Here is a 26,401-nt window from a genome sequence, read left to right as displayed (position 1 = left end):
GCTAATTTATAAATAATGTTTGATTTTTACTGACAGTCCTTTTCCTCTGTCAGTCTACAATACAAAATCACTTTTTCTATTCTACCACAAAATCAAAACGAAAAAAACTTACAAATTATTTATTGGTCAAAATTGATAAGATTGTTTATCTCTTTAAAATCTACTGACAGCTTAATTTGAAGTGAAAAAATTACTGACAAAGCTGTCAGTAAATTATTTCATCTTAGAATTTCAAAATCATATTGACATGTTTAATATCATCTTCGTAAAAGGGTTCAGAATTTTCAACAAAACCAAATGAAGCATAAAAATCACGCAAATAATATTGTGCTTCTATTGTTACTGCTTCTTCCCCATCTTCTTTAAGGACTTCTAATGCTTTTTCAATAAGTCCTCTTCCCAAATTTTGTCCACGAAATTCAGGATTAACAAGGACACGCCCAATTGAAGACTCTGCAAATGAAATCCCTTTGGGAAGTAGACGACAAAGGGCCATCAGTTGTCCATTTTCATTTTCTAACCAGAGGTGTTTGGCTACTTGGTCTTTGCCATCGAGTTCTTGATAAGGACAGTTTTGTTCCACAACAAAGACAGCAGTACGCAAGCTTAAAAGTTGATACATTTCATCTAATGTAAGTTGATTAAAATTTTTTTCTTTCCAAATTGCTGTCATTTATCTTCCTCCATAATCGTCACGAAATTGGCTTTTTGCATTTCTTTTAGAAAATCAGAATGAATTTTCACTTTCTCTGAATTATGTAAACGAATATTTAAACTCGAACCTACTGAGTACTCTCGTTCAATCGAAATTCCAAGCACTTCAAAACGTTCCCATTTTCGCTCAAGATTTTGCTGATAATAGACCAAAGCTTTGGTGATTGGTAAATTCAATTTTCTACGAATGCTGTCAGTAATTTCATCAGAATCATCACCAAATAAATCAAGCTGAACTTCTTCGTCAGTAACTTCTGATTCTACTGACAGCTCAACTTCTTCAATTTTCTGTAAATACTGATAAAGTTTTGCCGTGATTAAGCAGTCGTTGAGCGCGTCATGCGAACGTAAATCATTCATCTCTAGTAGGTCTTTAAAATTTTCTAGAGCATAAGAAGACATGGTTAATAGTTTTTTACTTTCTGCCAAAGTATCATAGACACGAAAAGCTTCAACGTCAGTAATGGCACAATCAATAATGGCCTGATAAAGAAAAGAAATATCAAAAGGGGCATTATGAGCCACTAATAAATGACCTTTGATGAAGTCTAAAAATTCAGGTAAAATTTCTTCAATCGTTGGTTGATTTAACAAATCAGCTGGTTTTATGCCAGTCAATTGTGTGATTTCAGTTGAGACATAAGAGCGTTGATTTTTGACTAACTGATTAAATCTAGCTTGTTCTTGATTATTCTCATCATATTTTACCGCTCCAATTTGAATAATTTCATTTTTTTGAGCAGAAAATCCTGTAGTTTCAAAGTCAAATACGACATATTTCTCAGACATTTTTATTCATTTCCTCGATAATTTCTTTTGTTTTAATTAATTTCCCAAATTTTGGTATTTCGTCAGTCTTTGTTTTCTGGAAGTTTTTTAACTTTCTGTCAGCGCAGGCGTCTTCTATGATCATCACTTCGAATCCTAAGTCCGCTCCATCTCTGGCTGTTTTTAAAACACCATTACTCATAGACACGCCCGAAACATAAATTTTACTGACAGAATTATTTTTCAACTCATCAGCTAAGCCATAATCAGAATGTTTAAATGCTGACGGCCCATATTTTACTAATTGATGTAATCTTGGATTTTTATCTAATTCATCTTGCAAAACCATCCGAGAAAAAGCTTTTTTAGCTGATTGCCAAAGTATTTTTGGCTCAACAGTCACAATATAAACTGGCTGATTTTTTTGGTAAAATGCAGCAATTAAAGCTCGATTATTCTCGATAACTTTATCCCAACCATAAGGGACAGCATTTTTCGCTAATTTTTTAATGAATGCTTGCAAATCAATAATAATTAAAGCTGATTTTTGCATTTTTCCTCTTTTCGTTTATAATCTCTTTCATTCTATCATAAATTAATGCAAAAAACCTCGAAAAATCGAGGTTAATTATTGAAGAAAGTAACTTAGAATACTGTTTCTTCTTCCATAGTAAATTTCACATTATTTTCAATCCATTTACGACGAGGTTCAACTTTATCACCCATCAGCACAGAAACACGTTTTTCTGCTTGTGCTGCATCATCAATGGTCACTTGAATTAATGTCCGAGTTTCTGGGTCCATCGTGGTTTCCCAAAGTTGGTCAGCATTCATTTCTCCAAGTCCTTTATAACGCTGTAAATTAGCATTTTTACCAAATTGCTTGCGAAGTTCTGCAAGTTCTCCATCTGTCCAAGCATACTCAATTTTTTCTTTTTTACCTTTTCCTTCACTCATTTTATAAAGTGGTGGGAGGGCAATGTAGACATGGCCAGCTTCAACCAATGGTTTCATATAGCGATAGAAGAAAGTCAATAAAAGCGTTTGAATGTGGGCTCCATCAGTATCCGCATCGGTCATAATAATGATTTTGTCATAATTACGGTCAGCCAAGGTAAAATCCGCCCCAACGCCAGCACCAATAGTATAAATCATTGTATTGATTTCCTCATTTTTGAGAATATCTTGCATCTTAGCTTTTTCGGTATTAATGACTTTACCACGCAAAGGCAAAATGGCTTGGAATTTACGATCTCGTCCCTGTTTAGCAGACCCTCCGGCAGAATCTCCTTCGACCAAATAAAGTTCATTTTTATTTGGATTTTTTGTTTGAGCGGGTGTTAATTTACCAGACAAAAGCCCTTTGTCTTTTTTAGATTTCTTTCCATTTCGTGAGTCTTCACGCGCTTTACGAGCTGCTTCACGAGCTTCACGGGCTTTGATTGCTTTACGAATCAAATTTTGCGCTAATTCGCCATTTTCCATCAAATAGAAACTTAGTTTTTCAGAAACCAAAGAATCAACAACTGGACGAGCTAAAGGAGAGCCCAATTTATCTTTGGTTTGTCCTTCAAATTGGAGATGTTCCTCAGGAATTAAAACTGACAAGACGGCTGTCAAACCTTCACGATAATCCGAACCTTCGAGATTTTTATCTTTCTCTTTGAGTAAATTTACTTTACGAGCATATTCATTCATTGCTTTCGTAATTGCCGTCTTCAAACCTGCTTCGTGCGTTCCGCCATCTTTTGTTCGGACATTATTGACGAATGAAAGAATGTTTTCTGAATAGCCATCATTATATTGAAGGGCAACTTCAACTTCAAAACCATCTTGTTTTCCTTCAAAATAAAGAACGGGAGTCAGACTGTCTTTATCTTCATTAAGATAGGAAACAAAATCTTGCACCCCATTTTCATAATGAAATTCTTCTTTTTCATCTGTGCGTTTATCTTCGAGGCTAATGGTTACTTCTTTCAGAAGAAAAGCAGATTCATTTAATCGTTCTGAAATGATATTATATTTAAATTCTGTTGTCGAAAAAATGCTACTATCTGGCATGAAAGTTACCTTAGTCCCTGTTTTAGACTTTGGCGCTTTGCCTATTTTCTCTAAAGTTGTCGCTGGATGTCCACCATTTTCGAAACGCTGACGATAAACAATCCCGTCACGAGTAATTTCAACTTCTAACCAAGTCGAGAGGGCATTTACAACTGAAGAACCCACACCATGGAGCCCACCAGATGTTTTATATCCTCCTTGACCAAATTTACCACCTGCGTGCAAAATAGTGAAAATTACTTCAACAGTTGGAATACCCATGGCGTGTTTCCCAACTGGCATTCCCCGTCCCTCATCTTCTACTGATAAAGAACCGTCAGCATTAATGGTGACCGAAATTCTATTACCAAAGCCTGATAAAGCTTCATCAACCGCATTATCTACAATTTCCCAAACCAAATGGTGCAAACCAGTTCCGTCAGTTGATCCAATGTACATTCCTGGGCGTTTTCTGACGGCATCCAATCCTTCAAGAACCTGAATCGCACTGTCATCATAGTTATTAATATCTATTACCATTTATATTCCTCTCATCGAAAGCCTATATTCTCTGTCTATTTTCATTATTATTTTTATTGACAACGAACTGACAAAAAATATTCATCTTGATTATTGTACCTTGTTCAGAAAGCTTTGTCAAAGGACTGCTGCCAATTTTATCATCTAATGGTAAGAATTTTTCAAAAAGTGAGTGAAGATGTTTCAATATTGTCAGTAATCTTTATTAAAAATATGATATAATTGTACAGTTAAAAGAGATTATCGATTTTAAACGAAATAAACTTCGGAGAACTTATGCTTACTATTATTCTTCTCATTGCCAGCTATCTTTTAGGGGCAATTCCATTTGGCTTATGGATTGGCAAGATTTTTTTCAAAAAAAATCTCCATGACTATGGCTCAGGAAATACTGGAACAACCAACACCTTTAGAATTCTAGGTGTAAAAGCTGGAATTTCTGTTTTTGCTTTTGACTTACTAAAGGGGACACTTGCTACTCTTTTACCTCTTTTTTTCCATATTAATAACGTTTCACCTTTGATTTTTGGTCTTCTGGCAGTTATTGGACATACCTTTTCAATATTTGACCACTTTAAAGGTGGTAAGGCAGTTGCAACTTCTGCTGGTGTGATTCTTGGCTTCAGTCCTTTCTTCTTGATTTACCTTCTTGTTGTCTTTATCATTATCCTTTGGCTTTTTAGCATGATCAGTCTTTCTAGTGTTGTGGGTGCTATCTTTGCTTTATTAGGAATTCTTATTTTTCCTAGTATCGGATTTATTCTTACCTCCTACGATCTTTTATTCTCAATTATTATTTTTGTTTTGGCAATTATTATTATTTTACGACATAGAACAAATCTCAAAAGAATCAAAAATCATTGTGAATCCCTTGTCCCATTTGGTTTAAACTTATCTAAACAAAAAGAAAAATAACACAATATGTTGTGTTATTTTTATATTCTTACATAATTTAGCACAATATCTAGTATCTTTAATTTGACTAGATATTTTTTTTACGATAAAATAAGACTATAAAAAGTTGAGAAAAAGTCAAAGACTTTTTACTCTCACTTATAAAATAAGTTTTTCCTCAAAGGAGATTTAAAATGGTTACAGTCTATTCTAAAAACAATTGTATGCAATGCAAAATGGTCAAAAAATGGCTCTCAGAACATGAAATTGCCTTCGATGAAATCAATATCGATGAACAACCTGAATTTGTCGAAAAAGTGATTGAAATGGGATTTCGTGCTGCACCTGTCATTACTAAAGATGACTTTGCCTTCTCTGGTTTCCGTCCTAGCGAATTAGCAAAGTTGGCTTAATATGAAACTTGCTTATTTCAGTGTGACTGGGCAAACTCGTCGCTTTGTTTCCAAAACAAACTTACCAAATGTCGAAATTAGTCCTGACGATGATATAGAAATGAATGAACCTTTTCTTTTGATAACGCCAAGTTATGCCGAAGAATCTCCAACTGTTTCTAAATCAATAGACGTTATGGACCCTGTTTTTGACTTTATGGCTTATAATGATAATTATAAACATTGTCAAGGAATTATTGGTACAGGAAATCGTAATTTTGCGGGTATTTATATTTTTACTGCTAAAGAAATTTCTGCAAAATACCAAATTCCACTTTTATATGATTTTGAGTTTAATGGTACACCAGCCGATGTTGCTGCTGTCGAAAAACTCGCTACACAGCTTGACAAAGGAGCGAAAGTCACCTTCAAAAATCCGCTGTGATTTTATGGCTTCACCCTATTTGAGTGAAGCCTATTTATTTTTAACTTTTTATTTCTATTAATTAGTTTGAACTTATTATAATATTCCGGTTCACCACTCTATTCTTTATGGTTGAACACTTTAAGAAAGGTCTTTTATGTCTCTAAAACAACTTAAAGATGTAACTTATTTCAAGCTTAATAACGAGATTAACATTCCCGTTAATGGTAGCATTCCTCTTGCTAAAGATAAAGAAGCAATTACTGCTTTTTTTAAAGAAAATGTCGAACCTAATCGTTATGAAGCCGATACATATATCGATAAACTCAATTGGCTCGTTAAAGAAGAATATCTAGAAGCTGAGTTTCTTGAAAAATATAATCCAGAATTCATTACAAATCTTCGTAAAGAATTGAGTAAATTTGAATTTCATTTTGATTCATTTATGGCTGCTTACAAATTTTATAACCAGTATGCTATGAAAAACAATGATGGCTCTCTCTACCTTGAAGATTTTGAAGACCGTGTGTTGATGAATGCTTTATATATGGCTGACGGCGATGAAAAATTAGCTAATAATCTTGCTTTTGCAATGATTAATCGTCGTTATCAACCTGCGACTCCGACTTTTCTAAATGCTGGACGTAAGCGTCGTGGTGAATTTGTTTCTTGTTTCCTTCTACAATTAACTGATGATATGAATTCAATTGGACGAACTATTAACTCTGCCTTGCAACTTTCTAAAAATGGTGGTGGTGTTGGTCTAAACTTGACTAATTTACGTGCTGCTGGTGCACCTATCAAAGGTTATGATGGAGTGGCAGCTGGTGTCGTTCCTGTCATGAAACTTTTTGAAGATGCCTTTTCTTATGCCAATCAATTAGGGCAACGTCAAGGTGCTGGTGTTGTTTATTTGTCACTATTCCATCCAGATATTATGGAATTCTTGTCAACTAAAAAAGAAAATGCGGATGAAAAAATTCGTGTTAAAACACTTTCTCTTGGGGTTACTGTTCCTGATAAATTCTACGAATTGGTTAAAAAGGGAGAAACAATGTATCTCTTTGAGCCATATTTTGTTGAAAAATATTATGGTAAGCCTTTTGCCGAAGTCGATATTACAGCTGAATATGATAAAATGGTAGCCAATCCAGAAATTCGTAAAACACCGATTAATGCCCGTGAACTTGAGCAAGAACTTTCAAAACTTCAACAAGAATCTGGTTATCCTTATATAGTAAATGTTGACACAGTCAATCAAGCTAACCCAGTTGATGGTGTGATTTCAATGTCTAACCTTTGTTCTGAAATTTTGCAAGTCCAAACGCCTTCTGTTTTGAACGATGACCAAACTTATAAGGTTGTTGGAACTGACGTCGCTTGTAACTTGGGTTCAACTAATGTTTTGAATATGATGACTTCTAACAATGAATTTGGAACTTCTATTGAAGCAATGGTTCGCGCTTTAACCTTCATCTCTGAAACTTCAAACCTAGATACTGTTCCAACTGTTCGTAAAGGTAATGATGAAATGCATGCGATTGGGCTTGGAGCAATGGGCTTACATTCTTTCTTGGCACAAAATCAAATTCACTATGACAGCAAAGAAGCCGTTGAATTTACCAGTGTTTATTTCATGTTATTGAATTACTATACTTTAGTGGCTTCAAATAAATTAGCTGTTGAAAAAGGCTCTAGCTTCAAGAATTTTGAAAAATCTGCCTATGCTGATGGTTCTTATTTTGATAAATATTTGACACATGATTATTTTGCAGCTGTTTCTCCTAAAGTTCAAGAACTTTTCAAAGATATTGCTGTTCCAACAATTGAGGATTGGACTGCTTTACGTGAAACAGTAAAAACTTCTGGACTCTATAATTCATATCGTATGGCAGTGGCTCCAAATGGTTCTATTTCTTATATTAATGACTGTTCTTCTTCTATTCACCCAATTGTCAATCGGATCGAAGAACGTCAAGAAAAGAAAGTTGGGAAAATTTATTATCCAGCTGCTGGACTTGCCACTGAAACAATTCCTTATTACAAATCAGCTTATGATACAGATATGCGTGCAGTAATTGACGTTTATGCAGCTGCTACAGAACATGTTGACCAAGGTTTGTCGCTCACTTTATTTATGCGTTCAACTTTACCTGAAGGTCTCTATGAATGGAAAGTGGCAAATAATAAAATGACAACTCGCGACTTGTCTATTTTGCGTAACTATGCTTACAAAAAAGGAATCAAAACAATTTACTACATTCGTACATTTACTGACGACCAAGAAGAAGTCGGTGCCAACCAATGTGAAAGTTGCGTTATTTAACACAACAGAAGCATTGGTGCTAAAGCACCTATTGCTTCTACGGAAGCCGCTAAGGTGAACTTTCTATTTTCTTACTTGTTTTCATTCTTTAAAGTATCGTCAATGAATGAAAATGGGATAAGCATTTGCGAAATGTTCTAAAACGATTATTGACATTAACTTTTGATAAATTATCGAAAGTTTTTGGTCTAATGAGTCCCTATTTTTACTGACAGCTTCGTTAGTAAGTGAAAATTTACTGACAGAATTTATGACTAAGCTAAAAATACTGACAATATTTTCTGTCAGTAAATAAATGAGAGAAAGGAATTGAGTTTGCCCTTTTTAAAGCAGGCTCATATCTTAAAATATGTCTGAAACTGAAAATCTTACTGTCCCCACTTATTACAGTGCCATTGACTGGAATTCTATTGAGGATTCTATTGACAAATATACTTGGGAAAAATTAACAAGTCAATTTTGGTTAGATACTCGTGTTCCTGTATCTAACGATTTAGATGACTGGCGTAAACTTCCTCAATTGGAACGTGATACCTTTGCTAAGGCCTTTGCTGGTTTGACATTGCTTGATACATTACAATCTGTTGATGGTGCTGAAGTGCTCAAACATGATGCAAGAACACCTCAAGAAATTGCCTGTTTCAACAATATCCAATTTATGGAATCTGTTCATGCAAAGTCTTATTCAACAATTTTTTCAACTCTAAACACGAAAAAAGAAATTGAAGAACTTTTTAATTGGGTAGATACCAATGTTTATATGCAAACAAAAGCCGAAATCATCAATAAAATTTATGAATCTGGTACGCCTTTGCAAAAGAAAGTTGCTTCTGTTTTCCTTGAAACTTGCCTCTTCTATTCTGGTTTCTATACTCCCTTGCGCTATCTTGGAAATAACAAAATGATTAACTCAGCGGAAATTATTAAATTAATTATTCGCGATGAGTCAGTTCATGGCACTTATATTGGTTACAAATTCCAACTTGGTTTTAATGAGTTATCTGAAGATGAGCAAGGTGAATTCCGTGATTGGATGTATGAATTGCTTTATCAACTTTATGAAAATGAAGAAAAATATTCTCATTTACTTTATGACAAAGTCGGTTGGACTGATGAAGTTTTAACTTTCTTACGCTATAATGCCAATAAAGCTTTGATGAATCTTGGACAAGATCCACTTTTCCCTGATACCGCAGCAGACGTTAATCCAGTGGTTATGAATGGAATTTCAACTTCTTCATCAAACCATGACTTCTTCTCACAAGTTGGTAATTCATACCTCCTTGGCGAAGTGGAAGCCATGTCTGATGAAGACTATGATATCTAATTAAACAAGTTTAAGAGTCTGTCAGTAAATAAGTAAAAACTTACTTACTGACAGCTTTTTTTAGCAAAAAAAAAGAGAAGATTTATCTTCTCTTTTAATTTTATTAGATTTTAAGGAAACGACGCATTGATAAGAGGGCTCCAAATGAACCAATCAAAATACCAATCACGGCCATCAATCCAACAATTGCAGGAATGAACTCTTTAGGAGCAAACATTGCAAGTTTTTGTGATTGAAGACTTGGTGTCAAGCTAACAAAAGCAAGACGATAAGCCCAAGCAACGATAAGTCCTGGAATAATTGAACCTAAAAGTCCAACCCAAGCCCCTTCCAAGAAGAAAGGCCAACGGATATAACCATTTTTAGCTCCAACCAGACGCATAATTTGAATTTCACGTTGTCTTGATAGAATGGTAATTCGAATGGTGTTAGAAATCAAGAAGACAGCAACGAAAATCAATAAAGCTGCGGCAGCAGTTCCCCAAGTTCGAATTCCTTGAGCAATTTGGAAAAGTTTTGCAGTATTAGCACCACCATAAGTTGCTTTTTCAATTCCTGAAAGTTTTGAAATCTTTGAAGTGACTGTTTTTACATTTGCTGGTTTATCAGCTTCAACAATATAGGCATCATAAAGTGGATTAGCATCACCTTTAAAGAGGTTCCAGTTATTTCCTAAAGCCTTTGTTAGTTCTTTCAATTGAGCTTCTTTACTTGAAAATTCAACTGTTTTTACATTAGGAACTTTTTTGATTGAATCGTAAATCTTAAGGTGGTCAGGATTATTGATTGTTTTTTTATTATCTTTTGGATCTTGAATTTTTGTCTCTTGATCATGAACATCTAATTTCATGTAGGCAACAATCCGAACATTGTTTTCAATCCCATTAGATATTTTTGAAGTATTCAAGATAATTGAAAGGAAAAGTCCAACTAAAACTAGTGTAATTGTTACTGATGAAACAGCTGCAACTGTCATCCAACCATTACGTTTCAAGTTTTTGAGCGATTCCAAAAGGTGTTTGAAGAAATTTCTAATCATCGTAGCCGTAAACTCCTTCCTCTTGGTCGCGGACAATTCGTCCGTTTTCAATTGCGATAACACGGTGTTTTAATGTGTTAACGATTTGGCTATTGTGGGTTGCCATCAAAATGGTTGTCCCTTGAAGATTAATTTTTTCAAGCAAATTCATGATTTCCCAAGAATTTTCAGGGTCTAAGTTTCCTGTTGGTTCATCAGCAATCAATACTTTTGGTGCATTGGCAATTGAACGAGCAATTGCTACACGCTGTTGTTCCCCACCGGAGAGTTCATTTGGAAATGAACGAATTTTGTGTTTCAGCCCAACAAGGTCAAGCACTTCATTCACTCGTTTTTTAATTTCACGGGGACTTTTACCAATAACTTCCATGGCATAAGCAATGTTTTCGTAAACGGTCTTCTTTGGTAAAAGTTTGTAGTCTTGGAAAACAACTCCAACTGAGCGACGAAGCATAGGTACGTCACGACGTTTTAATTTAGACAAATCATATTGCGCAACTGTTCCAGACCCACGGTCAATCTTTAATTCACGATAAAGTAGTTTGATAAAGGTCGATTTCCCAGCTCCTGATGGACCAACGATATAGGTAAATTCTCCCGGCTCAATTTCAAGCGAGATATTACGTAAAGCCGTTGTTCCGTTAGAATATTTCTTGGAAACGTTGCTTAGTTTTATAATACTCATAGTACCTTTCCTGTGCTAGATTTTTCTTCTAAGTTCTAACAAACATGTTAGATTCTCATTTGTAAAATCCATTTTTTAATCACTATGTATGTTTTTAAGTTTTGCTCTCAAAAAAACAAGAAAACGGGCACACCTGTACCTTTTCTTTTTCCTAAAAAGACAAAACTTTTAGCTCTACTGACAGCTCCATAAAATGAATCCATCAATTTAACTCTTATAATTATATCAAAATAAAAGTGCTTTAGGTAGCACTTTTATTTTATAACCTTTTCATTAATAACTTTGATATTTCATAAATATTTCAAACACACGAAGCTTTAATTTATAATCTACAAATTCCAACGGAGATAGGCGTTAATGAACCCATCTAATTCGCCGTCCATTACATTTGAGATTTGCCCCGTTTCATAACCAGTACGCGTATCTTTAACTAATTGATAAGGCATGAATACGTATGAACGAATTTGACTTCCCCAAGAAATTTCTGATTGGTCGCCACGAAGTTCATCAACTTCTGCTTGCTTTTTATCCATTTCTAATTGATAGAGTTTAGATTTCAACATCGCCATTGCTTTATCTCGGTTACCATATTGCGTTCTATCCATTGTAGATTGCACAACAATTCCCGTTGGGATGTGAGTCAAACGCACACCAGTAGAGACTTTATTGACATTTTGTCCACCAGCTCCACCTGAACGGAAAGTATCCATTTTAACATCGGCATCACGAACATCTACTTCAATTGAATCATCTAATTCCGGCATCACATCAACTGAGGTAAATGAAGTATGACGACGATTGGCTGAATCAAAAGGTGAAATACGTACTAAACGGTGTACTCCTTTTTCACCTCGCAAAAAACCATAAGCATTTCGTCCAACAAAACGAAGGGCAACTGATTTCAATCCGGCAACATCTCCATCTTGATAGTCGAGAATTTCAACCTTAAAACCATGTGCTTCGCCCCAGCGAGTGTACATCCGCATCAACATTGAGCCCCAATCCTGCGACTCTGTTCCCCCAGAACCTGGGTGAATTTCAAGAACAGCATTCATGTGGTCATAAGGTTGATTGAGCATAATTTCAAGCTCATAAGACTCAATTTTTTGACCGAGAGCGATTGTCATTTCCTCTAACTCAGCTTGCATCTCTTCGTCAGCTTCTTCTTGGAGCATTTCAAGCATAGTTTGCGCTTCCTCAAGCATATTATTCATCGCTTGATAATTGTCATACTTGGCTTTCAAAGCATTTGATTCATCAATCACTTTTTGAGCCGCTGCTTGATCATTCCAAAATTCAGGTTGTGCCATATCGTTTTCTAAAAGAGCTATTTCTTCTTCCAAACGGTCAAGATCTAATGATTCACGAAAGCCATTAATCTTCTCAGCATATCCTTCAAGTAAATTTCTAATTTCTGATAATTCCATAGTAGCATTATACCATATTCACCACTTATAAGCCTAAAGTAAGCTATTCAACAGGTAATGATTCATCAAAAAATTTATTTATTAGATAGAATTTGTGTCACATGCTATAATTTGACTATGACTAAAAAAAGACGATTGGCTGTGATTTCTGATTTTCATATGGATTCTAATCATTTTTCCCAAGAAGAAATTGATATTTTCATCTTGCTTTTAAAGGATTTAAAGATTACAGATTTACATTTTGCTGGAGATATTTCGAATGATTTTCTTGGAATTTCCGAACCATTTTTCAAGCAAATAAAATTACTGACAGAGCTGTCAGTCACTTACAATCTTGGAAATCACGATATGGTTGGTCTTTCTGAAGAAGAAATTTCTGTCAGTAATTTTCAAGTAAAAACTTTTGCTTCTACTGCTTTTGTCAGTTTCCACGGCTGGTATGATTATTCTTTCATGACTGGAAAAATTGATATAAAAAAAATCATTGCTTTTAAAAATTCATTTTATTTTGATCGAAAAATTCATCGTCAATTTGATGATATCAAGATAACAAATCTTGAATTACAGAAATTAGAAAAGTTACTGACAGAACTATCAGCAAATCCTAAGATTGATAGAATTATTGTCAGTACTCATTTCGTTCCTCATCAACAATTTATTATCAATACTCGTTATGAAAAATTTGCCCGATTCAATGCCTACTTGGGTTCGCAGCATTTTCATGAAACATTTAAGAAATTTCCCAAAATCAGTGATGTTGTTTTTGGTCATCTTCATCAAAGACGCCTGCCATTAACCATTGATAATGTCCTCTATCACGCTCATCCACTAGGCTATCCCTATGAGTGGCAGATGATTAATCACTTTTTAGAAGAATATCCGCAATATCAAATTGCAGAAAATTGGCATTTGCGCAAAAGATACAATGCGATTCGCAAAAGTTCTGATTGGTTAAATTTTCGCAAAGCACATTTGCGGGAAGAATTTCAGTCTGCCTTGACAATTTTTGACTTGGATGACTAATATTTCTTGATAGTATAAAAACACAGTTCTACTACATAAAAATAAAAAAATCCGAACAATTATTAGTAATTTATTGCTTAAACTAAACATTTTTACTGTAAATTTCATTTAAAAAATGGTATATTAATAGATGAGAACTTTGAATTGAGAAAGAGAGAATAGCCTTGAAAATTCCGAAAGAAGGCGACTTCATCACGATTCAAAGCTATAAACATGATGGGAATCTTCATCGCACTTGGCGCGATACGATGGTTCTAAAAACAAATGAAAATTCAATTATTGGAGTAAACGATCACACATTGGTGACAGAATCTGACGACCGTCGTTGGGTGACACGCGAACCTGCCATTGTTTACTTCCACAAAAAGTTTTGGTTTAACATCATTGCTATGATTCGTGAGGAAGGCGTTAGCTACTACTGCAATCTAGCGAGCCCCTTCGTCCTCGATAACGAAGCGCTGAAATATATTGATTACGACCTTGACGTGAAGGTCTTCAAAGATGGAGAAAAAAAATTACTCGATGTTGAAGAATATGAACGCCACCGCCGCAAAATGCACTATCCAAAGGAAATTGATCATATTCTAAAAGAAAATGTCAAAATTCTTGTTGACTGGATTAACAATGAAAAAGGACCTTTTTCTAAAGAGTACGTCGAGATTTGGTACAATCGTTATCATCAGTTAAAAAAATAGTTACTGACTTTCTGTCAGTAACTTTTTTTATTTATTTTTAATTTTTAAGTTCTTCTTGTTCTCTAGCCTGTCTACGATACCCTAAACTGTAAAAACCAGCAACAAAAATTGATCCACCAAAGACATTCCCTAGATAAACAAATAGGAAATTATGAGCAAAATCTAGCCAGTTCGCTCCATTTTCAAAAATTGCCGCAGGAATTACAAAAGCATTTGCAATACTATGTTGAAAACCAATCGCAACAAAGGCCATCACTGGAAACCAAACAGCCAATATTTTTCCTGCCGCATCCTTAGCTCCATAACACATCCACATAGCTAAACCAACAAACCAATTACAGCCAATCCCCGATAAAAATTCCTGTGACCAGCTCGCATTAATCTTTCCTTGAGCTAAACTAAAAAGTTCCGTCTTATAGTCTCCTGTAGCAGTCAATCCTACGAGATGTCCAAATACAAAAGCGACAAATATTGCTCCAATCACATTAAACAAAGTAATAATCAACCAATTTTTAAGCAAATCACTCAAACTTACCTTTTTAGCAAAAAATGAAGTTGATACAGCTGTCATATTTGAAGTGATTAACTCACCACCTCCCAATAAGATAACGATTAATCCAATTGGAAAGACACTTGCTCCGATTAGACTCGCAAGACTTCCTAATTCCTCAGCAACGGAAGCTACTACCCTAATATAAAGTAAATAACCAAAGGAAATCATTGCTCCACCAATAAAACCAAGCACAGCTTTTTCTAGAAATGGACGTTTAACTTTTTCTTGACCGTGGTGAATGGTCGCAGTTAAAATTTCTGCCGGATTCATCATGATAATTTTTCTCCTGAAAGCGTATTTATAAAATAACTCATTCATTCTATCATAAATTTCTTATTAATGCTAAGAAATACTGTAAAACCAAGCTTATACGACATTTTGTTGTTCATTTTACATTAAAAAGGGAAGCTATTTACTATCTGCCTCCTAACATGTCATTCATAAAATCCGCAATTGAGCGACTAGTACCCTCTATTGTATCCGTAGAATTATTGTATAAAGCATACAACTGGTTTCTACTAAATTTATTATCTGCTTTATTTAATTCATTTTCTACCACCCTATCTATGGCTTTATCTTTATCAGGTGATGATACGATGATTTGTGCATTTTTTGCAAAATTATCTAAAGATTTTTCATTTACTTTATTATTTTGGGGCTTCAATATTTTGGGTGTAACAGTTTTTGTTGCCAAATCTCCCAAATTATTTCCCGGACTCTTCAGATAATTAAAAATTCCAAATATTAATATACTTGCAGCAGCAGCAAAAATAATAATTTTTTTCATATTTCTCTCCTAAATTTTATTATTTATATATAATATTTTACACTTATTAATAGAGTCTAGTCTTACACTTTTGAAAGTAAACTATAAAATATATTTATCTACAGAAAAAAACTACCAATTATGATAGTTTTTTTCATTGTTTTATCCCCTGATTAAATCACGTCTTTTATAAGCACCAAAACCAAGTGAAATTAATAAGACAGATAAAATCAATATAAATAAAACGGTAGAAAGGTTCATTTTCTCAACTGGCAATTTAGGAATGTAGTTATAAATGCTTAAATTTTCAAGCCATTTTGGCAAAGATAATAATTTTCCAAGATAAGTCATAAAAAGTAAGAAACCAAGATATACCCAAATTAATTCTGCCAAACGAGGAACAAGCCCAAGTAACAGACTAAGTATAGCTAGAACAAATATGACAGCCACAAGCCAAATCATGCCAGATTTCATAATTTCTAAGAAGCTCAAAGTATTTTTATTGCCCAACTGTTCAATAAATATCCCCAAAAGCGCCAAAAACTGAGCAAAAATTACTGACAGAATAGCTGTCAGTAAATAAGTTGAATACACTTTTAGTCGTGAAAGTGGTAAAGCATAAAGAGCTTCGAGACGATTTTTTCTTTCCTCACTCACCATTTTTGTCAGTAAAATGACACCAAACGCTGCGATTAAGATTGACAATATCGAAAACAGAGTGACCATGAAGTTTCCTCTAATCGCACTCGCTGCTGTTTCATTCCCAACAAAAAGCTCCTTAACGGTTTTATTACTTGAAATAAAGTGGTCCATTTGCCCAAACATTGAACCATAAACTAAGCCCAGAACAAAACTTGCCAAAAGCCAACCGATAATCATCTTTTTTTCAAGATTCAAAACGAGACCAGGAAATCCAAAATGTCCCTTTTTCCCACGAAGTCGCGCCTTTCTTTCAGGAAAATAACCCGCTCCCACATCTCTTTTAAGCTCTAGGATATAGGATATTCCTAAAAGTAGAAAAGCTAAAATAAAAGTTAAAAAGACAGCTAACCAATTTTCATGACCTTTAACATAAGGAAAAGCTAGATAAGACCAAGACAGAGGATTGAACCAACCTATGGAAAGACTTGTTACATCAGTTAGCATTCGAACAATATAGAACAAACCCAGTAAACCGAATGTCATCCCTTTAGTTGTACTTGCTTCAGAGAAAATTTGACCGAAAAGTAAAGCAAACATTCCCCAAAGGAAACCCTGAGCACTTGTTGTGAAAGCAAATAGAAAATTACTTTCTAAATGATTCAACCCAGCGACATCTTGAGCTTGTATCGAAAGAGACAAGAGGACGGCCAGTATTAAATGTAATAACAAAAGTTCAATAACCAAAGCAGTTGTATTTGCTATTTTTCCAATAGAGTAAGACCGGAAAAGTTCTGTAATTCCATCATCCTCTTCTTTTCTGCTTCGATTAACAACATAAATAATCGAAATGATAGCAAAAGTGAGTCCTGTAATTAAAGTCATTGTTTGACCAAATATAGGACCTAAACTATAATTGACTGGATGAGTTATTGGAGTGGGACCAAATAGTCCGACCATTGCTGGATTTTTGACAAACATTGTATAAAGAGTTCCAGCAGTTTTTGGATTCGAGACCACTTCCATTTTCCCTGCACCCGAAGCAGCAAAGGCAAGCATGGCTAAAATCCAGAAAATTAACTTAAGCCAATCCCTTTTTATCAAAGTCTTAAATAAAACTCCTGTATTATAAAGTGGTTGTTTCATAATAAGCCTCCTATTGATAATGTCGCATAAACAAGTCTTCAAGTGTTGGCGGTGTGGCTTCAAGTTTCTTCACTCCATAAAGCAAAAGCGTTTTTAAAATCTCATCTATTGCATCAGAATCGGCTTGAAAAGTCGCTTCGTTCTCTTTAATTTGTAAATCATGAACAGAAGATAATTCTTTTAAGCCAACAGCTTCTCTCTCCGTCTCAACTTTATACTGATATCTGGTCAAATGTCGCAAGTCATCAAGTGTACCTGTTTCAACAATCTCTCCTTTTCGGATAACAGCTACTCTATCAGCTAATTTTTCAACTTCTGATAAGATATGACTTGATAAAATAATTGCTTTGCCAGCAGCTTTTAGTGCTTTTACTTCTTCTTGAAAAACGGCTTCCATAAGCGGATCCAGACCACTCGTTGGCTCATCAAAGATATAGAGTTCAGCCTCAGTTGCTAAAGCAGCAATGAGCGCAATCTTTTGTCGATTTCCTTTAGAATAAGAGCGAACTTTTTTCTTAGGATTTAAATCAAACTTTTTAATTAATTGGTCTCGTTTTTCTTCATTGATTGCTCCATGAAGTTTTAAAAATAAATCAATCGTTTCTCCGCCGGATAAATTGGGCCAAAGGTAAACATCCCCTGGAACATAAGCAATTTTTTTGTGAATCTCAATTGAATCTTGCCAGACATCCTTACCAAAAATTTGAACTTTTCCTTGTGTCGCTCGAATGATTCCAAGCAAAATTCGAATTGTTGTTGATTTTCCAGCACCATTAGGGCCAATATATCCAAGAACTTCTCCAGCATTTACCTCAAAAGTAACATCTTTTAATGCTTGAAATTGACCAAAGTTTTTTTGAAGTCCTTTTACCTCAACTAGCTTATCCATCTTTCTTCCTCCTGAATTTTATGCTCTATTATCATAAAATGTACTGAATCATTACTTATAGTTCATATTGTACGCTTACATTTGAAATAGTTCAAGAAAAAAGCTATAATTTTTGATAGTAAATACCCGATCCAATCAAGTTGAAAGGAACTTTTATGAATCAAACAGAAAAAAAGAAAAAAGCGATTCTAGAAACCACTTTTCACTTATTAAACCAAAAAACAATTAGAGAAATTACCGTTGATGAAATTGCCCAAAAAGCTGGTGTATCAAAAGTGACGCTTTTTAAATATTTTCACAGTAAAAATCAATTGATTAACCAAGTCATTAGACAAGATCTCAATCAATTATCTTCGGAAATTAAAGCTCTTTTTGAAAACAATCTGGATTTTAATCAGACTTATCAAGCAATTCTCCAACTAAAAGTTCACCGACTTGAGCATTATCAGCCCATCTATTCAGAAAATATGATGACACAATATACTAATAGTCCAGAATTGTTAGATGATGACACCCGCTCCTTACAAAATCAAATTTATCTGACACTATTCCAAAAAGGACAATCCGAAGGAAAAATTTCTAAGAAATATAGCCAAGAAGATTTTTTCTTAATTCTTAATATTTTCAATTCGGGAATAAAAGGTTTATCATTGACTTTACTCTTAGAAAAATCCGAAATCATTTCTCGCTTTTTCCTCAATGGTTGGAAATAAGATATATAACCAAATAAAAAACTAGCTAGAATATCTAGCTAATTTTTTATTTAATTCTCAATGTTTCTTAACTCATTAGCTTGTTCAACAAGTTTTCTAAGTCGATGATTTACTCCAGACTTCCCTAAAGGTGGTTCAAGCAACTCTCCCAACTCTTTAATTGTTGCTTCAGGATTTTCTAGACGTACACGAGCAATTTCCTTTAAATTCTCTGGAAGTTGTTCTAACTCTTTTCTCTCATTAAGAAATTGAATAGCATTAATTGCTTCTTGAGCCGCCATAACTGATTTAGCAATATTAGCATTTTCAAAATTTGACTGCCGATTAGCTAAACCACGCATTTCACGCATAATCTTCGCCTCTTCAAATTTCAATCTTGCCTTCATCGCTCCAATCAAAGTCAAGAAATCCATTATTTCTTCAGCTTTTGATAAATAGAGAATCCATCTATTTTTTCTTTCAATAACACGCGCATTTAAACCAAAATCTCGAAAAATTTCTTGTAAGTCTTCCGCATGTTCCTGATATACACTAGCAATTGATAACTGATACTCACCTTTTTCAGGATTATGCAAAGAGCCTGCCGATAAAAAAGCTCCTCGTAAATAGTCCTTTTTGATAAATTCATCATTTTTAACAAAATCTGGCACACCATTATCCAACATTAACGAATCTGCTAAACTTAATTCATCTAATAATTCACTTGCCCCCTCAGTAATAAAAACCGTATAAACACGATTTTTCGAGAGAGTTGTCTTTTGATGGACACGAATTTCAGCATGAATATCGTAAAGCTCTCCTAGCATTTGATAAATATATTTAGCTGTCCCAGCATTTTCCGTTGTAATCGATAAAGTTAATCCATTAAAAATTCCTACAGAGCCATTCATCCTAACAAGTGCAAGAAGCGATCCGGTTGTTGCTAAATTACTCGTTAATTCTTTTTTTACATCACTTGTGAAACTCATAATTCTTTCTATTCAGGATATTTTTTCCTGTTCTGTTCTTTCTGTCAAATCTTTTTAATGTCTAAACTCTTGTCTTTGTGAAATCGCGACAATTTCTTTAGCAACAGCTTCGCCATTGTGAAACGCTCCACCATCACGAAGTTCAAGGAAGTTATTAGAAATAACGTTGACCTCTTCTGCTTTTAATGCCTCAAAATCATGCTCAACTTGAACCAGATACTCATCAAATTTATTTGTATTCATATATTCTTCAGGAACTTCTTGAATATTCACCAAGACGGTATCAATTACTTTTGTACCAATATGTTCATTTAACACTCGCACATGATCAGCATCTGAAAAGTGTTCTGTTTCGCCACGCTGAGTCATGATATTGCAGACATAGACAATTTTAGCCGAAGTTTTCCAAAGGGCCTCACAGATTTCTGGAATAACAATATTAGGTAATATTGAAGTAAAAAGTGAGCCAGGGCCCAAGACAATGGTATCTGCTTCCATAATTGATTTAACTACATTTTTGGAAGCAATCGGACTATCACCACTAGCTGTTTGGGTTAAATAAACATGGTCAATCAATCCCTTATAGCTAGCAATATGACTTTCCCCTGTTACCTCATGCTCATCTTTAAAAACAGCATGTAGGGTCAACGCGGCATCAGATGAAGGATAAATTTTCCCTTCCACATGAAAAAATTGAGCTAATGTTTGAATCGCACGATAAGTTGAACCCTGCATTTCAGAAACGGCTGCAATAATTAGATTGCCAAGAGGATGACCAGCTAATTCACCATCAGATTTATCAAAACGATATTGTAAAATATCAGCATAAAACTTGGGCATATCTGACATGGCAATCAATACATTACGCAAATCACCTGGCGGTGCAATATTCACCGCTGAACGAATTCGCCCAGAAGACCCACCATCGTCTGCCACAGTTACAATAGCCGTTAAATCAATTTTTTCTTTACGAAGTGCTTTTAAGACAACTGGAATTCCAGTTCCTCCACCAATAACTACAACTTTTGGATTGCTCATGAACGATTTACTGTTTCCTTTCTACGGTCTTTATCTCTATGACTGACATTGAGATGCCATTTATCCTTCAAAGCCGCAGAGACTCTTTCAGCAAAAGCAACCGACCGGTGTTGACCTCCCGTACAACCAAAAGCGATTGTTAAAACTGATTTACCTTCTTTTTTATAAGCTGGAAGAATTGGAACTAACATTTTCATCAAATTTTGATAAAATTCTTCCGATTGCGGATGCTCCATAACATAATCATAGACTTCTTTATCGGTTCCATTTTTATCACGCAATTCAGCAATATAATGTGGATTTGGTAAGAAACGGACATCAAAGACTAAATCGGCATCTAAAGGCAAACCATACTTAAATCCAAATGACATAACTTCAATTCTGAACGTAGATTCTGTACTAGAAGCAAATTTTTGTAAAATTCTTGCCCGAAGATTTCTTGGAGTCAATTCACTTGTATCAATAACCACTTCTGAAAGATTTTTTAAATCAGCTAAAATCTCACGTTCTTTAGTAATTCCATCAAGTGTCCTACCATCAATAGCAAGAGGATGACTTCTTCTAGTTTCCTTATATCTTGAAACCAATTCAGTATCATTTGCATCTAAAAATAAAAGTTTGAAATTAACAGACCCGTTATCCGTCAATTCTGTTACAATACTTTGAATATCTTCAAAGAAAGCGCGTGAACGCATATCGACAACCAAGGCAACTTTATCGATCTTATTATCTGGTGTATTCAAAAGGCCGACAAATTTTTCAATTAAATTTGGTGGCATATTATCTACTGTGAAATAACCCATGTCCTCAAAGGATTGAATGGCAACCGTTTTACCTGCCCCAGACATACCTGTAATAATCACAATATTGAGTTTATTCTCCATCTCTTTCCTCCATTTTCATCTTACTCTTTTAAATTTTTTCTTCAATAAATCTTACTACTTCAATTTTTAATAATAGGTATCAGAGCATTGGTGCAATTAAACGTGCCAAACCTTCTTTAAAACGAACCAACTTAGAACGTTCTTCATAACGCTCCAAAGTCAATGGGTGACTCAATTTCAAATCCTTCATAAAATCATTTCTTAATTTTTGAGAAATATCATAATCATAGATAACAACATTGGCTTCAAAACATAATTGCAAACTTCGATAATCTAAATTACCCGAACCAACTGAGGCATACTCTCCATCAATAATTAATGTTTTAGAATGAACAAATCCATTTTCGTAAGTATAGACCTTTGCGCCATATTTAACTAAATCAGCGGCATGGAAATAAGTTGCCCAGTAGACCAGCGGATGATCTGGCTTGTTTGGAATCAATAATTTAACCTGTACACCCGATAATAATGCTAATTTTATAGATTCATGTAAAGCATCAGAAGGAATATAATAAGGGGTTTGAATAATAATCTCTCGCTCTGCACCAGAAATCATCTTCATATAAGTTAACTTGATTTGTTCCTTATCTTCATCTGGACCAGAAGTCACAAGTTGAGTCGCTACATGACCCTCATTAATCGAATCTGGAAAATAAGGTTCTCCCTCGGTTACCTCAAAGTGATGTTGAGAATTCCAGTCTAAAATAAAACGATGCTGTAGGCTATAAACAATATCACCTGTCAATCGCAAATGATTGTCACGCCAATATCCGAATTTTTTCGTAATTGAAGCATATTCATCACCGACATTAAAACCTCCCGTATAGCTGATTACACCATCAATCACAACGATTTTACGGTGCAAACGGTAGTTTGTTCTCGGATTAACTAATGGCATAATTAATGGGAAAAATTGAGCCACATGTCCTCCAGCTTCTTGAAGCTCTTTGAAACAAGACATTTTAGTTTTATTTGAACCCCAAGCGTCAATTAAAAGTTTAACTTCGACTCCACGCTTTGCAGCTGCAAGTAAAGCCTCATAGATTTCATGCCCCATACGATCCATCCGGAAAATATAATACTCCATGTGAACATGGTGTTTTGCTTTATTAATATCATCAATCAAAGCGTTAAATTTCTGACGTCCATCGTTGAAAATTTTAACACCAGTATTTGTTGAAATAATTGATTTTTCTTCAACATAAAGCATATGAATCAGCTGACCAAACACATGATTTTTTCTCATTTTTTTAATGAATAATCGATCTGTGTAAGATTTTTCAGCATGTTCTAATTGTTTTTCAAAACCTAGCTGAAACCTTTTTCGGTCTTTAAAAATTCGATAATGTGAAATGCCACGTCCAATAAGTAAATATAAAATAAAGCCTATGATAGGCAATAAATTAACTACAAAAAGCCATGACCAAGTTGCCGCTGTTGACTTTCTTTCCCTAAAAATAATGACAAAGGATAAAATAACATTAAGGAAAAAAAGCGCCAGCTCAAAAAGTGCAATAAAACTCATATAATGTTTTCCAATCCCCTAGTTTACTCCTTCTATTATATCAAAAAAAGCGGTATTAAACCGCTCTTATTATTCTCATTCATCTTTATTTTGCTTTTTTCAAAGCTCCAAATAATACGCCTGAAACAATTGCTCCAATCAAGATGAACAAGAGATAAAGTAACGGATTATTTGTCAAAGCAAGTACGAAGACGCCACCATGTGGTGCCATCAATTTAATATTGGCCATACCAGTCAAACCACCGGCTACTGCTGCTCCAATCATAAATGATGGAATTGCGCGTGCGGGGTCAGATGCACCAAATGGAATTGACCCTTCAGTGATGAATGAAAGCCCCATAACAATGTTTGTCAAACCAGCATTGCGTTCTTCTTTGGTAAATTTATTTTTAAACAAGATTACAGCTACTGTAGTTGCGAGTGGTGGAACCATCCCACCAGCCATAACGGCAGCCATTGTTACTGAACCTCCCGTTGAAACAGTTGCTGCTAAAGTACCAGTTGCAAAGATATAAGCAGCTTTGTTTATTGGACCACCAAGGTCAATAGCCATCATTCCACCAACAACCAAACCAAGTACAAGCGCAGATGCTCCTGATAGACTCGCCAAAAAGTTAGAAAGTCCAGTATTAATTGCAGCCATTGGGATATTGACAAAGAGCATTAGGAAACCTGTGATAAACGTTCCAACTAATGGATAAATTAATATAGCTTTAATCCCATCAAGTGAACGAGGAAGTTTTGCAAAAGCTTTTCGTAACAGGATAATGACTCCACCGGCAAGGAAACCACCAACTAGGGCTCCTAAGAAACCGGACGGAATCATTTTAGCAGGATCTAAATGGCCAAATGCAAGACCAGAAGATGCCATAGAACCAGCGACAAAACCAGCAACTAAACCAGGTTTATCAGCAATGGAGTTGGCAATGAAACCAGCTAGGACTGGTAACATAAAGGCAAAAGCTGCACCACCAACATTTTTAAAGTAAGCTGCCAAAGGATGATAAACTCCTAGGTTAGCCAATTGACTTTGAGGAACTCCCATCGCTTGGTCAATTAAGAAAGCAAGAGCGATAAGTATACCACCACCAACAACGAATGGAAGCATTGCAGAAACCCCACCCATTAAGTGTTTATAGAATGCTTTTCCTAAACCACCAGTTGATTCTTCTTTTGCTTCATCTGTTCCATCTGCTTCATAGATTGGTGCTTTTCCTGAAAGCGCACGATTAATTAATTCTTCAGTATCTCGAATGGCATGTGCAACTGGAACTTGAACCATTTCTTTACCAGCAAAACGATTCATTTCAACTTTCTTATCCGCAGCTACAATAACAGCATCTGCTTTTTGGATATCAGCTGAAGTTAATTTATTATCAATTCCACGCGCACCATTGGTTTCAACTTTTATTCCAACGCCCATTTCCAAGGCTTGTTTTTTTAGCGCTTCTTCAGCCATATAAGTATGAGCAATACCTGTTGTACAAGCCGTTACAGCTACAATATAATGCTCTGCATTTTCAACAGTCTTAATTTCTTCTTGTTTTTCAGAAAAGAGTTGAATGACTTCTCTTGGGTACTCAACTTTTCTCAAACGATCTTGGAAACCGTCTTTAAGAAGATAAGTGGAAAGTTGTGCTAAAGCTTCTAAGTGAGTATCATTAGCACCGTCTGGTGCTGCTATCATGAAGAAAAGATTGACAGGCTGTCCATCTAATGCGGCGTAGTCAACACCAACTTTTGATTTTGCAAAAAGAACGACCGGCTCATTGACCGCTGTATTTTTACTGTGAGGCATTGCAATTCCGTCACCAAGTCCGGTTGAAGTCTGTGCCTCACGGGCCATAATTCCTGCTTTAAAAGTTGCGAAATCATTGACATAACCTTCAGAAACTAGTTTATTGACCATTTCATCAATAACCGCTTCTTTGCTAGTTGCTTGGAGGTCAAGAATCATAACCTCTGTTTTAAGTAAATCTTTTATTTCCATCATTTCACCTCTGAAATATTAACTTTTTTATAAATTTCTTCCAAAAATGCTCGGCTTGGCATATCATCTGAGAATGCCTTTGAAGTTCCACAAGCGATTGCTTGTCTAAACGCTAAGAGCGGGTCTTTAGACTGACTATATTCAGCTAAAAATCCTGCAACAGTCGAATCACCAGCACCAATAGAATTTTTTAACTCTCCTTTAATTCCTTGAGCAAAATAAACTTTCTCATTTGTAAAGAGGAGTGCTCCATCACCAGCCATTGATACGATAACATTTTGAGCACCCATTTCTAAAAGTTTTTGGCCATAAGGAATGATTTGCTCATTATTTTTTAAGTTTGTTTCAAAGATTGCTTCTAGTTCTTCTCGGTTTGGTTTAATGAGTAGGGGATGAGCAGGAAGCGAATCAAGTAATTTTTGACCATCAACATCCATGACAAAAGTTGCTTTTTGCTTTTGGACTTTAGCAATCAAATGCTCATAGAAATCTTCACCAAGACTTTTAGGGATTGTACCTGCAAAGACAACAATATCATCTTCTTTCAAATGATCAAATTTTTCAAGAAAATGATTAATTTCACTTTCTTTAAGTTTTGGTCCAGCAGCATCAAGACTTGTTTCGTTTTCCTGACTTTTCAGCTTGACATTAATTCTTGTCAAATCTTCTATTTCTGTGAAATCCGATTCAACCTGATTATCTTTTAAGAAATCTTTAATATATTGACCAGAAAATCCACCTAGAAAACCTAGTGCCTTGCTTTTGGCACCTATAAGACTTAGCATGCGACTTTCCATAATTCCTTTACCACCTGCTGAAATCTGTGTTTTTCCTGTTCGATTCACCTCACCAAGTGCTAACTCTTCATAATTCATGAAGTAGTCAAGTGCTGGGTTGAGTGTTACTGTATAAATCATAGTTCTCCTTTAATTTAAGACGTAGGTTTACAAATACTAACTTTTAGTGAAATTTTTTCACCCTATTCATTTAAAACAA

At 34.9% G+C, this 26,401-nt stretch carries 25 protein-coding genes; 8 read left to right on the top strand and 17 right to left on the bottom strand.

All coding sequences use genetic code 11. The features are described from left to right. Window positions 1-223: 223 nt before the first annotated feature. From QJV49_RS12720 to parE, 4 genes are all read right to left on the bottom strand, one after another. Window positions 224-673 (bottom strand): GNAT family N-acetyltransferase, encoded by a 450-nt coding sequence (locus tag QJV49_RS12720; RefSeq protein ID WP_225512146.1) that lies wholly within the window; start codon window positions 671-673, stop codon window positions 224-226. Next, on the bottom strand, window positions 670-1,503 hold the full coding sequence (locus tag QJV49_RS12715; protein WP_225512147.1) for a PolC-type DNA polymerase III: 834 nt from the start codon (window positions 1,501-1,503) through the stop codon (window positions 670-672). Before QJV49_RS12715 ends, QJV49_RS12720 begins: the two co-directional genes overlap by 4 nt. Then, on the bottom strand, window positions 1,496-2,035 hold the full coding sequence (locus QJV49_RS12710; protein ID WP_225512148.1) for an isochorismatase family cysteine hydrolase: 540 nt from the start codon (window positions 2,033-2,035) through the stop codon (window positions 1,496-1,498). The genes QJV49_RS12715 and QJV49_RS12710 overlap by 8 nt, the downstream gene beginning before the upstream one ends. A 92-nt stretch (window positions 2,036-2,127) precedes the next feature. Next, entirely contained in the window at window positions 2,128-4,062 is a 1,935-nt protein-coding gene (gene parE, locus QJV49_RS12705) for a DNA topoisomerase IV subunit B (protein WP_225512149.1), read from the bottom strand. 276 nt (window positions 4,063-4,338) lie between these two features. On the opposite strand from parE, the gene plsY reads away from it, so the two are divergent. The 5 genes from plsY (at window position 4,339) to nrdF (ending at window position 9,425) form a co-directional block, all read left to right on the top strand. Then, a complete protein-coding gene (plsY, locus tag QJV49_RS12700) occupies window positions 4,339-4,977 on the top strand; it encodes a glycerol-3-phosphate 1-O-acyltransferase PlsY (RefSeq protein ID WP_225512150.1) in 639 nt (212 codons plus the stop codon). Between the two features lie 173 nt (window positions 4,978-5,150). Further along, on the top strand, window positions 5,151-5,369 hold the full coding sequence (locus QJV49_RS12695) for a redoxin NrdH (protein ID WP_012897612.1): 219 nt from the start codon (window positions 5,151-5,153) through the stop codon (window positions 5,367-5,369). A gap of 1 nt (window position 5,370) precedes the next feature. Next, window positions 5,371-5,793 carry a class Ib ribonucleoside-diphosphate reductase assembly flavoprotein NrdI gene (nrdI, locus tag QJV49_RS12690; RefSeq protein ID WP_225512151.1) on the top strand — a complete coding sequence of 141 codons (423 nt, stop codon included), beginning with the start codon at window positions 5,371-5,373 and terminating at the stop codon, window positions 5,791-5,793. 136 nt (window positions 5,794-5,929) lie between these two features. Further along, entirely contained in the window at window positions 5,930-8,098 is a 2,169-nt protein-coding gene (gene nrdE, locus QJV49_RS12685) for a class 1b ribonucleoside-diphosphate reductase subunit alpha (protein WP_225512152.1), read from the top strand. A gap of 349 nt (window positions 8,099-8,447) precedes the next feature. Next, window positions 8,448-9,425 carry a class 1b ribonucleoside-diphosphate reductase subunit beta gene (gene nrdF, locus QJV49_RS12680; RefSeq protein WP_012897610.1) on the top strand — a complete coding sequence of 326 codons (978 nt, stop codon included), beginning with the start codon at window positions 8,448-8,450 and terminating at the stop codon, window positions 9,423-9,425. A gap of 103 nt (window positions 9,426-9,528) precedes the next feature. Here nrdF and ftsX read toward each other — a convergent pair whose 3' ends face one another. The 3 genes from ftsX to prfB form a co-directional block, all read right to left on the bottom strand. After that, window positions 9,529-10,464 (bottom strand): permease-like cell division protein FtsX, encoded by a 936-nt coding sequence (gene ftsX, locus QJV49_RS12675; protein ID WP_225512153.1) that lies wholly within the window; start codon window positions 10,462-10,464, stop codon window positions 9,529-9,531. Next, window positions 10,457-11,149, bottom strand: a complete 693-nt coding sequence (gene ftsE / locus QJV49_RS12670; RefSeq protein WP_225512154.1) for a cell division ATP-binding protein FtsE — start codon at window positions 11,147-11,149, stop codon at window positions 10,457-10,459. Before ftsE ends, ftsX begins: the two co-directional genes overlap by 8 nt. Window positions 11,150-11,478: 329 nt before the next feature. Further along, on the bottom strand, window positions 11,479-12,576 hold the full coding sequence (gene prfB / locus QJV49_RS12665) for a peptide chain release factor 2 (RefSeq protein WP_225512155.1): 1,098 nt from the start codon (window positions 12,574-12,576) through the stop codon (window positions 11,479-11,481). A gap of 117 nt (window positions 12,577-12,693) precedes the next feature. On the opposite strand from prfB, the gene QJV49_RS12660 reads away from it, so the two are divergent. Both QJV49_RS12660 and QJV49_RS12655 read left to right on the top strand, forming a co-directional pair. Further along, window positions 12,694-13,599 (top strand): metallophosphoesterase, encoded by a 906-nt coding sequence (locus QJV49_RS12660; protein ID WP_225512156.1) that lies wholly within the window; start codon window positions 12,694-12,696, stop codon window positions 13,597-13,599. A 164-nt stretch (window positions 13,600-13,763) separates the two neighbouring features. Continuing rightward, window positions 13,764-14,294, top strand: a complete 531-nt coding sequence (locus QJV49_RS12655; protein ID WP_003130958.1) for a DUF402 domain-containing protein — start codon at window positions 13,764-13,766, stop codon at window positions 14,292-14,294. Between the two features lie 37 nt (window positions 14,295-14,331). Here the strand turns inward: QJV49_RS12655 and QJV49_RS12650 are convergent, their stop codons facing one another. From QJV49_RS12650 to QJV49_RS12635, 4 genes are all read right to left on the bottom strand, one after another. Next, entirely contained in the window at window positions 14,332-15,120 is a 789-nt protein-coding gene (locus QJV49_RS12650; protein ID WP_225512157.1) for a formate/nitrite transporter family protein, read from the bottom strand. Between the two features lie 142 nt (window positions 15,121-15,262). Beyond that, on the bottom strand, window positions 15,263-15,634 hold the full coding sequence (locus QJV49_RS12645) for a hypothetical protein (RefSeq protein WP_225512158.1): 372 nt from the start codon (window positions 15,632-15,634) through the stop codon (window positions 15,263-15,265). A gap of 141 nt (window positions 15,635-15,775) precedes the next feature. Next, a complete protein-coding gene (locus QJV49_RS12640; protein WP_225512159.1) occupies window positions 15,776-17,398 on the bottom strand; it encodes an ABC transporter permease in 1,623 nt (540 codons plus the stop codon). 10 nt (window positions 17,399-17,408) lie between these two features. Next, a complete protein-coding gene (locus tag QJV49_RS12635) occupies window positions 17,409-18,287 on the bottom strand; it encodes an ABC transporter ATP-binding protein (RefSeq protein ID WP_225512160.1) in 879 nt (292 codons plus the stop codon). A gap of 155 nt (window positions 18,288-18,442) precedes the next feature. Between QJV49_RS12635 and QJV49_RS12630 the strand changes: the two genes are divergently transcribed. Continuing rightward, the gene (locus tag QJV49_RS12630) at window positions 18,443-19,000 is read left to right on the top strand and encodes a TetR/AcrR family transcriptional regulator (RefSeq protein ID WP_225512161.1); all 558 of its coding nucleotides are present in this window, start codon (window positions 18,443-18,445) and stop codon (window positions 18,998-19,000) included. A gap of 50 nt (window positions 19,001-19,050) precedes the next feature. Here the strand turns inward: QJV49_RS12630 and whiA are convergent, their stop codons facing one another. The 6 genes from whiA to pfkB all read right to left on the bottom strand — a co-directional run bounded on the left by whiA (window position 19,051) and on the right by pfkB (window position 26,322). Continuing rightward, complete coding sequence (whiA, locus tag QJV49_RS12625; RefSeq protein WP_225512162.1) at window positions 19,051-19,968, bottom strand: DNA-binding protein WhiA; 918 nt, start codon at window positions 19,966-19,968, stop codon at window positions 19,051-19,053. Window positions 19,969-20,022: 54 nt separating this feature from the next. Next, window positions 20,023-21,006, bottom strand: a complete 984-nt coding sequence (yvcK, locus tag QJV49_RS12620; RefSeq protein ID WP_225512163.1) for a YvcK family protein — start codon at window positions 21,004-21,006, stop codon at window positions 20,023-20,025. Next, complete coding sequence (gene rapZ, locus QJV49_RS12615) at window positions 21,003-21,890, bottom strand: RNase adapter RapZ (RefSeq protein ID WP_225512164.1); 888 nt, start codon at window positions 21,888-21,890, stop codon at window positions 21,003-21,005. The genes yvcK and rapZ overlap by 4 nt, the downstream gene beginning before the upstream one ends. 79 nt (window positions 21,891-21,969) lie before the next feature. After that, complete coding sequence (cls, locus tag QJV49_RS12610) at window positions 21,970-23,415, bottom strand: cardiolipin synthase (RefSeq protein WP_225512165.1); 1,446 nt, start codon at window positions 23,413-23,415, stop codon at window positions 21,970-21,972. 85 nt (window positions 23,416-23,500) lie between these two features. Next, window positions 23,501-25,405 carry a fructose-specific PTS transporter subunit EIIC gene (locus tag QJV49_RS12605; protein WP_225512166.1) on the bottom strand — a complete coding sequence of 635 codons (1,905 nt, stop codon included), beginning with the start codon at window positions 25,403-25,405 and terminating at the stop codon, window positions 23,501-23,503. Next, entirely contained in the window at window positions 25,405-26,322 is a 918-nt protein-coding gene (gene pfkB, locus QJV49_RS12600; protein WP_225512167.1) for a 1-phosphofructokinase, read from the bottom strand. Before pfkB ends, QJV49_RS12605 begins: the two co-directional genes overlap by 1 nt. Window positions 26,323-26,401: the final 79 nt, after the last annotated feature.

Origin of the sequence: Lactococcus sp. NH2-7C (genome assembly GCF_029953655.1) — a bacterium.
GTDB classification, from domain to species: domain Bacteria; phylum Bacillota; class Bacilli; order Lactobacillales; family Streptococcaceae; genus Lactococcus; species Lactococcus lactis.
The sequence above is the reverse complement of the archived record's forward strand: the minus strand, read 5'-3'. Positions and strand labels throughout refer to the sequence as shown.

What these genes read in the sequence shown, in the direction of transcription:
- QJV49_RS12720 (WP_225512146.1), bottom strand. Translation starts at nt 673, where the DNA reads ATGACAGCAATTTGGAAAGAAAAAAATTTTAATCAACTTACATTAGAT.
- QJV49_RS12715 (WP_225512147.1), bottom strand. Translation starts at nt 1,503, where the DNA reads ATGTCTGAGAAATATGTCGTATTTGACTTTGAAACTACAGGATTTTCT.
- QJV49_RS12710 (WP_225512148.1), bottom strand. Translation starts at nt 2,035, where the DNA reads ATGCAAAAATCAGCTTTAATTATTATTGATTTGCAAGCATTCATTAAA.
- parE (WP_225512149.1), bottom strand. Translation starts at nt 4,062, where the DNA reads ATGGTAATAGATATTAATAACTATGATGACAGTGCGATTCAGGTTCTT.
- plsY (WP_225512150.1), top strand. Translation starts at nt 4,339, where the DNA reads ATGCTTACTATTATTCTTCTCATTGCCAGCTATCTTTTAGGGGCAATT.
- QJV49_RS12695 (WP_012897612.1), top strand. Translation starts at nt 5,151, where the DNA reads ATGGTTACAGTCTATTCTAAAAACAATTGTATGCAATGCAAAATGGTC.
- nrdI (WP_225512151.1), top strand. Translation starts at nt 5,371, where the DNA reads ATGAAACTTGCTTATTTCAGTGTGACTGGGCAAACTCGTCGCTTTGTT.
- nrdE (WP_225512152.1), top strand. Translation starts at nt 5,930, where the DNA reads ATGTCTCTAAAACAACTTAAAGATGTAACTTATTTCAAGCTTAATAAC.
- nrdF (WP_012897610.1), top strand. Translation starts at nt 8,448, where the DNA reads ATGTCTGAAACTGAAAATCTTACTGTCCCCACTTATTACAGTGCCATT.
- ftsX (WP_225512153.1), bottom strand. Translation starts at nt 10,464, where the DNA reads ATGATTAGAAATTTCTTCAAACACCTTTTGGAATCGCTCAAAAACTTG.
- ftsE (WP_225512154.1), bottom strand. Translation starts at nt 11,149, where the DNA reads ATGAGTATTATAAAACTAAGCAACGTTTCCAAGAAATATTCTAACGGA.
- prfB (WP_225512155.1), bottom strand. Translation starts at nt 12,576, where the DNA reads ATGGAATTATCAGAAATTAGAAATTTACTTGAAGGATATGCTGAGAAG.
- QJV49_RS12660 (WP_225512156.1), top strand. Translation starts at nt 12,694, where the DNA reads ATGACTAAAAAAAGACGATTGGCTGTGATTTCTGATTTTCATATGGAT.
- QJV49_RS12650 (WP_225512157.1), bottom strand. Translation starts at nt 15,120, where the DNA reads ATGATGAATCCGGCAGAAATTTTAACTGCGACCATTCACCACGGTCAA.
- QJV49_RS12645 (WP_225512158.1), bottom strand. Translation starts at nt 15,634, where the DNA reads ATGAAAAAAATTATTATTTTTGCTGCTGCTGCAAGTATATTAATATTT.
- QJV49_RS12640 (WP_225512159.1), bottom strand. Translation starts at nt 17,398, where the DNA reads ATGAAACAACCACTTTATAATACAGGAGTTTTATTTAAGACTTTGATA.
- QJV49_RS12635 (WP_225512160.1), bottom strand. Translation starts at nt 18,287, where the DNA reads ATGGATAAGCTAGTTGAGGTAAAAGGACTTCAAAAAAACTTTGGTCAA.
- QJV49_RS12630 (WP_225512161.1), top strand. Translation starts at nt 18,443, where the DNA reads ATGAATCAAACAGAAAAAAAGAAAAAAGCGATTCTAGAAACCACTTTT.
- whiA (WP_225512162.1), bottom strand. Translation starts at nt 19,968, where the DNA reads ATGAGTTTCACAAGTGATGTAAAAAAAGAATTAACGAGTAATTTAGCA.
- yvcK (WP_225512163.1), bottom strand. Translation starts at nt 21,006, where the DNA reads ATGAGCAATCCAAAAGTTGTAGTTATTGGTGGAGGAACTGGAATTCCA.
- rapZ (WP_225512164.1), bottom strand. Translation starts at nt 21,890, where the DNA reads ATGGAGAATAAACTCAATATTGTGATTATTACAGGTATGTCTGGGGCA.
- cls (WP_225512165.1), bottom strand. Translation starts at nt 23,415, where the DNA reads ATGAGTTTTATTGCACTTTTTGAGCTGGCGCTTTTTTTCCTTAATGTT.
- QJV49_RS12605 (WP_225512166.1), bottom strand. Translation starts at nt 25,405, where the DNA reads ATGGAAATAAAAGATTTACTTAAAACAGAGGTTATGATTCTTGACCTC.
- pfkB (WP_225512167.1), bottom strand. Translation starts at nt 26,322, where the DNA reads ATGATTTATACAGTAACACTCAACCCAGCACTTGACTACTTCATGAAT.